Origin of the sequence: Micrococcus flavus (assembly GCF_014204815.1) — a bacterium.
In the GTDB taxonomy this organism is placed as follows: domain Bacteria; phylum Actinomycetota; class Actinomycetes; order Actinomycetales; family Micrococcaceae; genus Micrococcus; species Micrococcus flavus.
The window spans coordinates 2,328,024-2,341,826 of the sequence record NZ_JACHMC010000001.1 but is presented as its reverse complement, the minus strand read 5'-3'; the positions used below and the strand labels follow the sequence as shown (position 1 = coordinate 2,341,826).

11 protein-coding genes and 2 tRNA genes are annotated in these 13,803 nt (G+C 73.9%); 9 read left to right on the top strand and 4 right to left on the bottom strand.

What is annotated here, in order from left to right; all coding sequences use genetic code 11:
- Window positions 1-266: 266 nt before the first annotated feature.
- From gyrB to BJ976_RS10810, 6 genes are all read left to right on the top strand, one after another.
- On the top strand, window positions 267-2,441 hold the full coding sequence (gyrB, locus tag BJ976_RS10835; RefSeq protein WP_135030825.1) for a DNA topoisomerase (ATP-hydrolyzing) subunit B: 2,175 nt from the start codon (window positions 267-269) through the stop codon (window positions 2,439-2,441).
- Window positions 2,442-2,491: 50 nt separating this feature from the next.
- Entirely contained in the window at window positions 2,492-5,251 is a 2,760-nt protein-coding gene (gene gyrA / locus BJ976_RS10830) for a DNA gyrase subunit A (RefSeq protein ID WP_135030824.1), read from the top strand.
- A complete protein-coding gene (locus BJ976_RS10825) occupies window positions 5,248-5,736 on the top strand; it encodes a DUF3566 domain-containing protein (RefSeq protein ID WP_135030823.1) in 489 nt (162 codons plus the stop codon). The genes gyrA and BJ976_RS10825 overlap by 4 nt, the downstream gene beginning before the upstream one ends.
- Window positions 5,737-5,852: 116 nt before the next feature.
- Window positions 5,853-5,926 (top strand) — tRNA-Ile (locus tag BJ976_RS10820).
- Between the two features lie 59 nt (window positions 5,927-5,985).
- A complete protein-coding gene (locus BJ976_RS10815; protein ID WP_135030822.1) occupies window positions 5,986-6,174 on the top strand; it encodes a hypothetical protein in 189 nt (62 codons plus the stop codon).
- Window positions 6,175-6,180: 6 nt separating this feature from the next.
- Window positions 6,181-6,256 (top strand) — tRNA-Ala (locus tag BJ976_RS10810).
- Between the two features lie 72 nt (window positions 6,257-6,328).
- On the opposite strand, the gene BJ976_RS10805 is transcribed toward BJ976_RS10810, so the two are convergent.
- Both BJ976_RS10805 and BJ976_RS10800 read right to left on the bottom strand, forming a co-directional pair.
- Complete coding sequence (locus BJ976_RS10805) at window positions 6,329-6,970, bottom strand: hypothetical protein (protein ID WP_135030821.1); 642 nt, start codon at window positions 6,968-6,970, stop codon at window positions 6,329-6,331.
- Window positions 6,971-7,135: 165 nt separating this feature from the next.
- Entirely contained in the window at window positions 7,136-8,389 is a 1,254-nt protein-coding gene (locus BJ976_RS10800; RefSeq protein WP_135030820.1) for a hypothetical protein, read from the bottom strand.
- A 161-nt stretch (window positions 8,390-8,550) separates the two neighbouring features.
- Between BJ976_RS10800 and BJ976_RS10795 the strand changes: the two genes are divergently transcribed.
- Both BJ976_RS10795 and BJ976_RS12200 read left to right on the top strand, forming a co-directional pair.
- Entirely contained in the window at window positions 8,551-9,081 is a 531-nt protein-coding gene (locus BJ976_RS10795) for a peptidylprolyl isomerase (RefSeq protein WP_135030819.1), read from the top strand.
- Between the two features lie 8 nt (window positions 9,082-9,089).
- Window positions 9,090-10,088 carry a rhomboid family intramembrane serine protease gene (locus tag BJ976_RS12200; protein WP_229667315.1) on the top strand — a complete coding sequence of 333 codons (999 nt, stop codon included), beginning with the start codon at window positions 9,090-9,092 and terminating at the stop codon, window positions 10,086-10,088.
- Between the two features lie 156 nt (window positions 10,089-10,244).
- Here the strand turns inward: BJ976_RS12200 and BJ976_RS10785 are convergent, their stop codons facing one another.
- On the bottom strand, window positions 10,245-10,562 hold the full coding sequence (locus BJ976_RS10785) for a cell division protein CrgA (protein WP_135030818.1): 318 nt from the start codon (window positions 10,560-10,562) through the stop codon (window positions 10,245-10,247).
- 182 nt (window positions 10,563-10,744) lie between these two features.
- On the opposite strand from BJ976_RS10785, the gene BJ976_RS10780 reads away from it, so the two are divergent.
- Window positions 10,745-11,419: an anthranilate synthase component II gene (locus tag BJ976_RS10780; protein ID WP_135030817.1), complete on the top strand. Its 675-nt coding sequence runs from the start codon at window positions 10,745-10,747 to the stop codon at window positions 11,417-11,419.
- A gap of 7 nt (window positions 11,420-11,426) precedes the next feature.
- Here the strand turns inward: BJ976_RS10780 and pknB are convergent, their stop codons facing one another.
- A complete protein-coding gene (pknB, locus tag BJ976_RS10775) occupies window positions 11,427-13,790 on the bottom strand; it encodes a Stk1 family PASTA domain-containing Ser/Thr kinase (protein ID WP_135030816.1) in 2,364 nt (787 codons plus the stop codon).
- Between the last annotated feature and the right edge of the window lie 13 nt (window positions 13,791-13,803).

The following is a 13,803-nucleotide window of genomic DNA, read 5'->3' as shown; positions in this document are numbered from 1 at the left end:
CCGGCGGTCCTGAGCGGCCTCTGAGCCCGTCCACGGCATGATCCGGTCGCGCAGCACCCCCCGATGCGGCGGGAGAGGCCACCACGCCGTAGGATGGCGGGGAACAGGCGCCGCCGGTCCCCGGCCGGCGGCCCGCCCCGCGCCCCTCGCGGACCGCCCCGGCAGACGTCGTCGGCGCGTCTCCCGGAACGGCGGGTCTCGCGCGCGTGCGCGCGGGGCCGAGCGGGGCGCCCCTGACCGTCCCGTCCTGAGGAAGTGACCCGCCCGTGGTTGACGCCCCATCCGAGAACCCCGAGCAGCAGCCGGTGAGCGACGGGGAGGCGGCGGCCGCATCGGCCCCCGAGTCCTCCGCGGCGGCGCCGGACCAGGCCGTGGCCCCCGCCCGGTCCGCCGAGGACCGCCGCGTCCCCGGCGACTACGGGGCCAGCGCCATCACGGTGCTCGAGGGCCTCGAGGCCGTGCGCAAGCGTCCCGGCATGTACATCGGCTCCACCGGCCCGCGCGGCCTCCACCACCTGGTCTACGAGGTCGTGGACAACTCCGTGGACGAGGCCCTGGCCGGGTACGCGGACGGCATCGACGTCACCCTCCAGGCCGACGGCGGCGTGCGGGTGGAGGACAACGGCCGCGGCATCCCCGTGGACGTGCACCCGACCGAGGGCAGGCCCACCGTGGAGGTCGTCATGACCATCCTCCACGCCGGCGGCAAGTTCGGCGGCGGCGGCTACGCCGTCTCCGGCGGCCTGCACGGCGTGGGCATCTCCGTGGTCAACGCCCTCTCCACGCGCGTCGAGACCGAGATCCGTCGCCAGGGCCACGCGTGGCGCATGTCCTTCGCGGACGGCGGCCACCCCCAGGGCGAGCTGGTCAAGGGCGAGGCCACGGATGCCACGGGCACCACCCAGGTCTTCTGGCCGGATCCCACGATCTTCGACACGGTCGAGTTCGACTACGAGACCCTCCGCGCCCGCTTCCAGCAGATGGCGTTCCTGAACAAGGGCCTGCGCATCACGCTCACGGACGAGCGCGTCCAGGAGGACAACGCGGTCCAGGACGACGAGATCGTGGGCGAGGGCACCGCGGGGGAGGACGTCGCGGAGAACGGCCTGACGGACGACGCCGGCCAGGAGCCGCAGCGCCGCAGCGTCACCTACCTCTACGAGGACGGCCTGCTCGACTACGTGAAGCACCTGAACTCCTCGAAGAAGTCCGAGGTGGTGCACGAGGACGTGATCGCGTTCGAGGCCGAGGACGGCGGGCGCAACATGGCCGTGGAGGTGGCCATGCAGTGGACCACCGCCTACTCGGAGTCCGTGCACACCTACGCGAACACCATCAACACCCACGAGGGCGGCACCCATGAGGAGGGCTTCCGCTCCGCGCTGACCGCGCTGATCAACCGGTACGCCCGGGAGAAGGAGATCCTCAAGCCCAAGGAGGACAACCTCACGGGCGAGGACATCCGCGAGGGCCTGACCGCGGTGATCTCGGTGAAGCTCTCCGAGCCGCAGTTCGAGGGTCAGACCAAGACGAAGCTGGGCAACTCGGAGGCCCGCGGCTTCGTCTCCAAGGTGGTCACCGAGCACCTCGGCGACTGGCTCGAGCGCAATCCGGGCACCGCGAAGGACATCATCCGCAAGGCCGTCCAGGCCTCGCACGCCCGTCTGGCCGCCCGCAAGGCCCGCGACAACGCGCGGCGGAAGTCCCCGCTGGAGTCCTTCGGCATGCCCGGCAAGCTCGCCGACTGCTCCTCGAAGGACCCGGCCCGCTGCGAGGTGTACATCGTGGAGGGCGACTCCGCCGGCGGCTCCGCGAAACAGGGCCGCAACCCGGACACCCAGGCGATCCTGCCGCTGCGCGGCAAGATCCTGAACGTGGAGCGCGCCCGCCTGGACAAGGCCCTCGGCAACGCGGAGATCCAGTCGATGATCACGGCCTTCGGCACGAACATCGGCGAGGAGTTCGACATCGCCAAGCTCCGGTACCACAAGATCGTGCTCATGGCCGACGCGGACGTGGACGGCCAGCACATCACCACGCTGCTGCTGACGGTGCTGTTCCGATACATGCGCCCCCTGATCGAGGCCGGCCACGTGTTCCTCGCGCAGCCCCCGCTGTACCGCATCAAGTGGACCAACGCCCCGCACGACTACGTGTTCTCGGACGAGGAGCGCGACGCCGCCATCCAGGCCGGTCTGGCCAAGGGCTGGCGCTACCCGAAGGACAACGGCGTGCAGCGCTACAAGGGCCTGGGAGAGATGAACTACCAGGAGCTGTGGGACACCACCATGGACCCCGAGCACCGCACCCTGCTGCAGGTGACCATGGAGGACGCCGCCGCCGCCGACCAGGTCTTCTCCATGCTGATGGGCGAGGACGTCGAGTCCCGCCGCAGCTTCATCCAGCAGAACGCCAAGGACATCCGCTTCCTGGACATCTGATCCGGGCCGCCTGACCTTCCCGAGACTTCCCACGCAGGAGAGGAGTCGCCTTGAGCGACGAGACCACCCCGGGCGCCGCGCCCGACCAGCCGCAGGACGGCGCCGAGCAGACCCCGCAGATCGGCCAGGACATCGCCGTCGAGCACTACGTGCTGCCGGAGGGCGCCGCGGACAAGGTGGAGCCGGTCGACCTCGAGTCGGAGATGAAGCGCTCCTACCTCGACTACGCGATGGCCGTGATCGTCGGCCGCGCGCTGCCGGACGTGCGCGACGGCCTGAAGCCGGTGCACCGCCGCGTGCTCTACGCGATGTACGACGGCGGCTACCGCCCGGACCGCTCCTTCAACAAGTCGGCCCGCGTGGTCGGCGAGGTGATGGGCAACTACCACCCGCACGGCGACACGGCGATCTACGACGCCCTCGTGCGGCTGATCCAGGACTGGGTCATGCGGTATCCGCTGGCCCTCGGCCAGGGCAACTTCGGCTCCCCGGGCAACGACGGCGCCGCCGCCCAGCGGTACACCGAGACCAAGATGGCCCCGCTGGCCATGGAGATGGTCCGGGACATCGACGAGGACACCGTCGACATGCAGGAGAACTACGACGGCAAGCAGCAGGAGCCCACCGTGCTGCCGGCGCGGTTCCCGAACCTGCTGGTCAACGGCTCCTCCGGCATCGCCGTCGGCATGGCCACCAACATCCCGCCGCACAACATGCGCGAGGTGGCCGCGGGCGTGCAGTGGTACCTGGAGAACCCGGAGGCCACCCGCGAGGAGCTCCTCGAGGCGCTGCTGCGCCGCATCCAGGGGCCCGACTTCCCCAGCGGCGCCCAGATCCTGGGGCGCCGGGGCGTGGAGGAGGTGTACCGGACCGGCCGCGGCCCGATCACCATGCGCGCCGTGGTGAGCGTGGAGGAGCTGCAGGGCCGCACGTGCCTGGTGGTCACCGAGCTGCCGTACATGGTCAACCCGGACAACCTCGCCGCGAAGATCGCGGAGATGGTGCGGGACGGCAAGATCTCCGGCATCGCGGACATGCGCGACGAGACCTCCGGCCGCACCGGCCAGCGCCTCGTGATCGTGCTCAAGCGGGACGCCGTGCCGAAGGTCGTGCTGAACAACCTGTACAAGCACACGGACCTGCAGACGAACTTCTCCGCCAACATGCTGGCCCTCGTGGACGGCGTGCCGCGCACCCTGTCCCTCGACGGGTTCGTGCACCACTGGGTGCGCCACCAGATCGAGGTCATCGTCCGGCGCACCGCGTTCCGGAAGAAGAAGGCCGAGGCCCGCGCCCACATCCTGCAGGGCCTGCTGAAGGCCCTGGACGCGCTGGACGAGGTCATCGCGACCATCCGCCGCTCGGCCTCCGCCGACGTCGCGAAGGATGCGCTCAAGTCCCTCCTGGACATCGACGACGACCAGGCCAGCGCCATCCTCGCCATGCAGCTGCGCCAGCTGGCCGCCCTCGAGTCCCAGAAGATCCAGGACGAGTACGACGAGCTGATGGCGAAGATCGCCGAGTACAACGCGATCCTCGAGTCCCCGCAGCGTCAGCGCGAGGTGGTCTCCGAGGAGCTGACCGCGCTCGTGGACCGGCACGGGGACGACCGCCGCACCGAGATCGTGGCGGGCTTCGACGGGGACATGTCCATGGAGGACCTCATCCCCGAGGAGGAGATGGTCGTCACCATCACCCGCGGCGGCTACGTCAAGCGCACCCGGATCGACCACTACCGCTCGCAGGCGCGCGGCGGCAAGGGCGTGCGCGGGGCGGCCCTGCGCGGCGACGACGTGGTGGAGCACTTCCTCACGGTGTCCACGCACCAGTGGCTGCTGTTCTTCACGAACTTCGGCCGGGTCTACCGGATCAAGACGTACGAGCTGATGGAGGCCGGCCGCGACGCCAAGGGCCAGCACGTGGCCAACCTGCTCGCGTTCCAGCCGGACGAGCGGATCGCGCAGATCCAGCCGCTCACGGACTACGAGCGCTACCCGTACCTGGTGCTGGCCACCCGCAACGGCCTGGTGAAGAAGACCCCGCTCGAGGACTACGACACGAACCGCACCGCCGGCCTGATCGCCGTGAAGCTGCGCGAGGGCGACGAGCTGGTCTCCGCGCAGGTGATCTCCGCCGAGGACGACCTGCTGCTGATCTCCCGCCAGGGCCAGTCCGTGCGCTTCACCGCCACGGACGAGGCGCTGCGCCCCATGGGCCGGGCCACCTCGGGCGTGACGGGCATGAAGTTCCGCGGGGACGACTCGCTGCTGTCCATGGACGTGATCCGCGCCGGGGACGAGGACTCCTCCGTGTTCACGGTGACCGACGGCGGCTGGGCCAAGCGCACGCACGTGGACGAGTACCGCACGCAGGGCCGCGGCGGCCTCGGCATCAAGGTCGCCCGCCTCGTGGACGACCGCGGCGAGCTCGCCGGCGGGCTCGTGGTGGGCGAGGGCCAGGAAGTCCTCGTGGTGATGGCCTCCGGCAAGGTGGTGCGCTCCGCCGTCGCCGGTGTGCCGGCCAAGGGCCGCGACACCATGGGCGTGATCTTCGCGAAGCCGGACAAGCGCGACCGGATCGTGGCGGTGACCCTCAACAACGAGGACGAGATCGAGGCGAAGGCGGACGAGCAGGCGGGGCTGACCGAGGGCGGGGACGCCGCGGCGACGCCGACGGCCGCCGTCGAGGCGGCCGCCGGGGCCGCTCCCGGGCCGGGGGTACCCTTGGACGCAGTCAACGACCCGCACGACCCCGCAGCAGCTCCGGCGGCCGACGCCCCCGGTGAGGATGCAGACGGAGGAGACCAGTGAGCACGTCCGCATCGCCGCGCCCGGCCGGCGGCACGAAGGGGGCTTCGGCCTCCCGCCCGGTGCGCCGTTCCAGCACCCGTGACGCGCAGGAGGACCTGGTCCGCGCCGTGCCCAAGGCCAAGGTGCGCCGGGCCCGGCTGCAGCTGAGCCGGATCGACCCGTGGTCCGTGCTGAAGCTGGCCTTCCTGCTCTCCGTGGCCCTCGGCGTGCTGACCGTGGTGGCCGCCATCGCGATCTACACGCTCGGTGAGCTCACCGGCGTGTTCGGGCTGATCAACGACGTCCTGGGCACCATCCTCGGCGCGGACGCCGGCACCTACACCGTGGAGTCCCTGGCCCCGCTGAGCACCGTGGTCTCGCTGGCCACGGTGGCGGCGGTGCTGAACGTGATCCTGCTGACGGCTCTCGCGACCGTCCTGGCCCTGCTGTACAACGTGTGCGCTGCGCTCGTGGGCGGCCTCGGGGTCACCCTCACGGACGACTGACCCGGGCCCTCGACCCGACCGACGACGACGCCCCGCGTGGATTTGCGCGGGGCGTCGCCGTGCCTGTACAGTCATCTCCTGTTGTGGACGGATCCTCGGTCCGTGCGCAATGGTGAGGGCGTATAGCTCAGGCGGTTAGAGCGCTTCGCTGATAACGAAGAGGTCCCAAGTTCAAGTCTTGGTACGCCCACTCCACGCACGAGCCCCGGCCTGACTGGGGCTCGAGTCGTCTGACGGGGAGGAGACCCCATGCGTCTGGCACGAGCCGCCACCCTGGTGGCCGGCGCCGCGGCCGCGTACGGTCTCCGCGCCTGGCAGCGCAACCGCGAGGGCCGGCAGGTCTGGGCTGATGCCACGGACGGCCTGCCCGGACCGGAGGCGCCGCGGGAGTCCGCCGAGGACGCACACGTGGATCCGGAGGAGACGCCGCAGGGCTGATCCCACGGGGGCATGGCGCAATTGGTAGCGCACCTGCTTTGCAAGCAGGGGGTTAGGGGTTCGAGTCCCCTTGCCTCCACCACGAGGCGAAGGCCCCGTCGGGCCGGTCTGAGGACCGGTGCCGGCGGGGCCTTCACCCTGTCCGGGCGCTCCCTCAGCCCCGGCGCGGCCCGACGGCCAGCAGCATCCGCCGCCCGCGCCGGCTGAGCACGGCCGCGCAGGCGATCGCCCCGAGGGCCGTGACGAGCAGGAGCCGGGTGGGGAACCCGGCCAGCGCCTGAGGGTGCAGGACGCCCGTGGCGAAGGACAGCGGCGCCGTGACCAGGCAGCCGACCAGGAGCACGCCCCGCCACAGGCGCGCCCGCGCGGCGGCCGCGGCCGCCGCCCGCTCCTGCTCCGCCCGGTGCTGCTCCGGCGTCCAGGAGCGGCGGCGCCACCAGGCGGCGGCGAGCACGGGGGCCGCCAGCAGCAGGCTCGTCCATGCCGGACCGGGGGAGCGGAGGAGGGCCCCTGCCCTCCCCCGCACCGCGGCCAGGGCCCAGAGCACCGCGGCCACCGCGCAGGCCACGGCCACGAGGACCGGCTCCTGCCCGGACACCGCCGTCAGGGCGCACACCAGGCAGGCCGCCGCCAGGAGCAGGCAGACCAGTCCCAGCAGGACGTCGGCCAGCCCCGCGGCGAGGCCCCGGCCCCACCCGCGCCCGGCGGCTGCCCCTCCGGTCTCCTGCGGTGCGCGCCCGTCTCCCGGGACCGCCGCGGGGGCGGCACCCTCCTGCATCCCTCGGATCCCCTCCATGCGGTCAGGCTAGGCCGTGGATCCCGCCCACGGGCCGGTCGCCGGCGATCTGTGGACCGGGTCGCCCCTCCCCGCGCACGACGACGCCCGGGTGACCGACCGTCGCGGTCGGTCACCCGGGCGTCGGGCGGAGTCGGCGCGTCAGCGCCTCAGGACGGCGCCGGCTCAGTGCTCGCGGCGATCACCGAACTCCGCGGCGGTGTCCCGGACGGCGGGGCCGCGGTCGCCCGCGGCGACCGGGGCCTGGACGCCGGTGGACGCGCCCGGCGCGTTCCCGGCCAGCCGGGCCTCGGCCACGGCCTGCTCCTGCTTGGCGAAGGGGTTGATCAGGCCGTCCTCCTGCACCACGGGGATGTTCGCGGTGATCGGGCCGGGAACCGGGGCGGTCCACGGGTCCTGGACGGGCTTGGTCAGCTTCCAGAGCGCGAAGCCCGCGCCGGCGGCGGCGGCGGCCATGCCGGCGACGATCCAGCCGCGTCCGGAGCGGGACTCCGAGCGGGCCTGCTTCTGCAGGTCCTTGCGGGTCTGCTTGGCGTAGCCCTCGGCGTTCTTGCGCAGGTGCTTCACCGCGTCCTTGTCCCCGGTGAGCTTGATCAGCAGCTGCTCCACGGAGGCCGGCACCTCGACGTCGTGGGCGGCCTTCTCGGCGCGGCCGGCCGCGCCGGCCAGCGCGGCGGCGGCCTGCGGTGCGTACTCGGCGCGGCGGTCCTGCGCGTACTTCGAGGCCTGCTCCAGGCGGTCCTTCACCTGGGGGGCGAGGTCCTGGGAGCGGTCCTGCAGCGCGGCGACGGCGGTGGCCAGCAGGCCCGCGGCGGTCAGACCGCCGGAGGCGGCCGCGTTCTTGGCACCGGTGGCCTTCGCGGCGAACAGCGCCTGGGCGCCCTCCGCCTTCGTGGCCCCATGCTTCTTCGCGCCGCGGACGTCCTTCTTCACGGCGGCGGCCTTCTTGGCCTTGGCCTTGCGGGCCTTCTTCGCGCCCTTGGCGGCGTCCTTGCGGGCCTGCGCGGCCTTCTTCTCCGCGTCCTTCTTGATGGCGGCGGCCTTCTCCTGGACGTCCTGGCCCACGCTCTGGGCGGTGTCCTGCGCGGAGGCCAGCACGTCGGCCAGGGTCGCGCCGAGGGCGCCCAGGCCGCCGGCGACGGCCGGGGCCGCCTTCTCGTAGCCGCCCTGCACGGCGGTGCTCACGCGGGCCGAGGTGTCCTTGACGCGCGGGGCGACCTCGTCCTGGGCCAGGCGGCGGCCCTCGGCGGCGGCGACCTTGCCGCCGACGGTGCCGTAGGCGGCGCTGACCTCGCCCCACGCACGGGCGTTCTCCAGCTGGGGGGCGGCCCAGTGGCGCAGGGCCTCGGCCTGGCGGGCGAAGAACGTGTCCGCCGCGCCGTCGTGCTCGATCTCGGTGCTCAGGGTCTTGCGGGCCATGGTGCCTCCGGTCTCCTTGTGACTGTTCCGTCGGACGGTGCGTCCTCTCCCTCCCCAGGGTAGTGCGGCGCGGGGGATCCGGCACGGTCCGGGCCGACGTCGTCCCGCCGCGGGGCGCCGGACCGGGGCACGGCGGGGGAACGGATGGAAGAATGGCGCCCATGACCAACGCAACGCACACCGCGACCATCCACACGAACCACGGCGACATCGTCGTCGAGCTGTTCGGCCACCACGCCCCCAAGACCGTGAAGAACTTCGTGGGCCTGGCCACCGGCGAGCAGGAGTGGACGCACCCGCAGACCGGCGAGAAGAACAACGGCGCCCCCCTGTACTCCGGCACCGTGTTCCACCGCATCATCAAGGACTTCATGATCCAGGGCGGCGACCCGCTCGGCATGGGCATCGGCGGCCCCGGCTACCAGTTCGGCGACGAGATCCACCCCGAGCTGCAGTTCGACAGCCCCTACCTGCTGGCCATGGCCAACGCCGGCCCCGGCACCAACGGCTCGCAGTTCTTCATCACCTCCGTGCCCACCGGCTGGCTCAACGGCAAGCACACCATCTTCGGCGAGGTGACGGACGAGGCCTCCCAGAAGGTCGTGGACCAGCTGAACTCGGTGGCCACCGACCCGCGTGACCGCCCGCTCGAGGACGTCGTCATCGAGTCCATCGAGATCACCGAGGCCTGAGAGCCCCGGTGAGCTCCACCCCGTCGGACCCGCACGGCCCGGACGTCGCGCACGGCACACCCCCGGTGTGCCCGCGGCATCCGGGCCGTGCGGCGTATGTGCGGTGCTCCGCGTGCGGGACCCCCGCGTGCCTCGACTGCCAGCGGCCCGGCGTCGGCGGCGCCACGGTCTGCCCCGACTGCGCCGCCCGCGCGCAGGACGGGAAACCGGACGGCGGCGGCCTCCCGCAGACCACGACGACGGCGCCCGCCTCCGCGGCACCCCGCCCCGCCTCGCCCCGGGGCGGCCTGCGGGCCTCCGCCCGGGCGATGCCCGTCACGTGGACGCTGCTGGTCCTCACCGTGGCCGCCTACGCCGGCCAGTGGGCCAGCCGGGGCTCCCGCACGGGGGTCACGGAGACCCTGTGGTACGCCGGGGCCTACACGTCGCCCCTGGGTCTGGAGCCGTGGCGCATGCTCACGTACGCGGTCGTGCACGACGTCTCCGGGCCCACCCATCTCGCGCTGAACATGCTGGCCCTGTGGGTGATCGGCCGGGTGCTGGAGCCGGTGCTCGGCTGGTGGCGGTTCCTGGCGCTCTACCTGCTCTCCGCCGTCGGGGGTGCCGTGGCCGCCCTCTGGCTGGCGGATCCGCTGCAGCCCGTCGTCGGGGCCTCGGGCGCCGTCTACGGACTCTTCTCCGCCTTGTTCCTGGTCACCCGGTTCCGGGGCGGGCAGGTCGGCTCCATCGCGGTGCTGATCGGCCTGAACCTGGTGATCTCCGTCCTGCTGCCGGGCATCTCGTGGCAGGTGCATGTGGGAGGCCTGCTCACGGGGGCCGCGGTCGGCGCGGTCTACACGGCCGCGGGCGGCCCGCCGGGGCACGGCGTGGCCGTCCGCGGCGACCGCCCGGGGGGCCGGGCCTCGGCGGGGGTGCATGCGGCCGGGCTCGCGCTGCTGGCCGCCGTCCTCACGGCCCTGACCCTGTCCGGTGCCGAGCGCCTCGGGATGTCGGCCCTGATGGGCTGAGCCGGCGGCCGACGTCGTCCACAGGCCCCTGTGCACCGTCGTCCCCGGGTCTGTCCACACCTGTGGACGACGCCGGGGACGACGGGCGGAGCCGGGCGCCGGGGCGCGGCTCGTCATCCACAGGCCTGTCCACACCTGTGGAGGATCACACGCGTGTCATTCGCTCCAGCGGGACATCATGAGGAAGCCGACCAGCGCGATCCCGAAGCCGACGAGGATGTTCCAGCCGGCCAGCTGGGGGATCGGGAACAGGCCCTGGGTGAGGTAGTAGACGACGATCCACAGCAGTCCGAGGATCAGCAGCCCGAACATCACGGCCTTGTACCAGCGGGGCAGGGGTGTGGGGCCGGTGTCCACGTCGCCGAGCCCCGTGGTCACCGAGGCGCCGCCGCCCCGGGCCCGGTCACGGGCCTGCTCGAGCTCGCGCCGCTTCCTGCGGGCCGAGTCCTTGCGCTTGCCGGAGGTGGCTGCCACGGTCTTCTCCTCAGCTGCCCGGGTGGGCGTCACGGGTGGGTCGTCGGTCCCGGCCGCGCGGGGGCGCCACCGGGACGGGCTCCGCGCCGCGCGATATCCTGCAGGGAACAGTCCAGGCCCGGGCGCGTCCCGGCCAGTGTAAGCACCCCGGTCCCCCGGGGGCGGGAGCGAGGAGCGCCGTCGTGAACAGCCAGCCGCAGCCGGGCCGGGAGACCGTCTCCGTGCTCGTCGTGGACAACTACGACAGCTTCGTCTACACCCTCGTCGGCTACCTCGAGGAGCTCGGCGCCCGCACCACCGTGGTCCGCAACGACGCGCTGGACGGCCCCGCCGCGCTCGCGCTCGCGGACGGGCACGACGCCGTCCTGGTCTCCCCGGGTCCCGGCGCCCCCGCTGACGCCGGCATCTCCCTGGACCTCATCCGCGCCGCCGCGGACGGCGGACGGCCGGTGTTCGGGGTGTGCCTGGGCCACCAGGCCATCGCGGAGGCGTTCGGGGCCACCGTCACCCACGCCGAGTCCCTCATGCACGGCAAGACCTCCCGCGTGCGCCACCACGGCCACCCCACGTTCGCCGGGCTGCCGGAGACGTTCACCGCCACCCGCTACCACTCGCTGGCGGCGGTGCGGGACACCGTGGACGAGTCCGTCCTGGAGATCACCGCCGAGACCGAGGACGGCGTGGTCATGGGCCTGGCCCACCGCACCGCCCCGCTGTGGGGCGTGCAGTTCCACCCCGAATCCGTCCTCACCGAGGGCGGGCACCGCATGCTCGGTAACTGGCTCGAGTCCGCCGGCCTCACCGGGGCCGCCGAGCGCGGGGCCCGGCTGAGCCCCCTCGTGCACCGCACCGGCTGAGGCCGGCTCAGCCCGCGGGGGGCGTGTCCGAGGAGGGCCGCTCGCCCGGCGTCGACGGGAGCACGGGGTCCGCGGGCGGGGTCGGCTCCGCGGAGGGGGTCGGCTCCGCGGACGGGGTGGGCTCCGACGACGGCGCCGGGCCACCGGTGGAGGGTCCGGGGTCCACGGGGGTCGGGACGGAGGTCGGCGGCACGGGGTCCGTGGGGGCGGAGGCGGACGGCGTCGGGAGGGGGACCGGGACCGCCACGGGGGCGGGCGACGGATCGGCCGGGACCGGCGCGGAGGACGCCCGCGGGGGGACGGAGGGCGAGGGAAGCCGTCCCGCGGCCGAGGAGGCCGCCCCACCGGCGGGCAGCGGGGGTCCGGTGGGCGAGACCACCGGGCCGAGGACCGTGGACATGCGCGGATCGTCCTCCTCCGGCAGCCGGGCGGCCGGGGCGGCCGCGGCGGCGACCGGCGGCGCCGGCGCCGCGAGGTCCCCGGAGGGCGGGACCGTGACCGCCTCCGCCGTGGGGGCCTCCGCCGCCGACATGATCAGGGTGAGCACGGCGTCGTTGTCCGTGTCCGAGCCGGCGGGCGGATCCTGGAGGATCACCACCCCGTCCTCCGGGTCGGAGCCGCCCTCGCTCTGGAACCGCAGCGTCATCTCGGGGGCGAGGGTCTCCATGCTGCGGCGGGCGTCGGCCCCGGTCATGCCCCTGAGGTCGGGGACGTGCATGGTCCCGTCGGACACGTGGAGCACCACGGCCGCGCCGGGGGACACCCGGGTGCCCAGGGCCGGCTCCGTCTGGACGAGCGCGCCGCGGGCCACGTCCGCGCTGTGGGTGTCCTCCACCGAGGCCACCTCCAGGCCGAGCCCCTCCAGCTCGGAGCGGACCCGTGCCTCCGGCATGCCCCGCAGGCGCGGGGGCAGGAGCACCTGCGTCCCTCCTCCGGCGACGGTCAGGGCCACCCGCGAGCCCCCCTCCACGCGCGCGCCGGCGGTGGGGTCCGTGCTCACCACCCGCCCGGCCGGGCCGACGGCGCCGGCGTCCGTCCGGACCACGGCCTCGAGTCCGAGACCCGCCAGCCGGGACACCGCCTGCGTCTCCGTGGCGTCCTCCAGGTCCGGCATGGTGACGGTGTCCGGACGGCCGACGAGGGTCCACACCAGCACGGCCACGGCCAGGGCCGCGGCGAGCGCCGCCACCAGCGGCCAGGACCGCCCCCGCCGCGCCTCGGGCGGGGCCGCCGCCGCGACCACGGGCACGCCCCCGGTGGGCTCGCCCGTGCGGCCGACGGCGATCGGGCCGGTCGACGGACCCGTGGCGCCCACGGTGGCCGCCGCGGCCAGCTGCGTCGCGGAGGGAGCCCCGGGGACGTCCGCCCCGGCCACCGCGTGGTGCTCCGAGGCCGGCTCCCCGACCGCCGCGGCCGGCGTCGTCGCGGGGGAGGCGCCCGCGGACGGGACGGGGGACCCGCCGTCGACGTCCGGCGCGGCGGGCAGGGCCTGCGTCCGCGCCTCCCCGGCCCGGGCGTCCTCGGCGCGGGCCGCGGCCGCCTCCAGGTCGGCGAGCAGGGCGGCGGCGTCCGGGTGCCGGCGGGCGGGGTCCTTCTCCAGCGCGCGCAGGACGACGGCGTCGAACGCCTCCGGCAGGGAGGGGTCCACCGCGGACGGGGTCGGGGGCTCCTCCCGCACGTGCTGGTAGGCGATGGCCAGGGGCGTGTCCCCCGTGAACGGCGGGCGCCCCGTGAGCAGCTCGAACAGCACGCAGCCCGCCGCGTAGAGGTCCGAGCGGGGGTCCACGCGCGCCCCCTGCGCCTGCTCGGGCGGCAGGTACAGGGCCGTGCCCACCACGGCCTGGGTCTGCCCCGTGTGGGCGGAGGTGTCCGACAGCGCCCGGGCGATCCCGAAGTCCATCACCTTGACGGCCCCGGACCGGGAGATCATGACGTTGGCCGGCTTCACGTCCCGGTGGACCACGCCCTGCGCGTGCGCGTGGGCCAGCGCCTCGAGCAGTCCCGAGGTCCACCGCACCGCCTCACGCCAGGTGACCTCGCCCTCCTGCAGGCGCTCCCGGAGGGTGTGGCCGTCCACGTGCTCCATGACCAGGTAGGGGCACTCCACGGGGTGCAGCCCGTCGTCCAGGAGCGCGGCCCCCGTGTCGTACACCGACACCACGCACGGGTGGTTGAGCGAGGCCGCGTGCCGTGCCTCCTGCCGGAACCGCGCCTGGAACGCGGGGTCCCGGGCCAGGTCGGGGCGCATCATCTTCACCGCGACGGTCCGGTTCAGCCGCAGGTCGTGGCCGCGGAGGACGTCGGCCATCCCGCCGCGGCCGATCAGCTCGTCGACGCGGTACCGCTCGTGGAGGATGCACTGCTGGGGCACGGGGGTCTCCGGG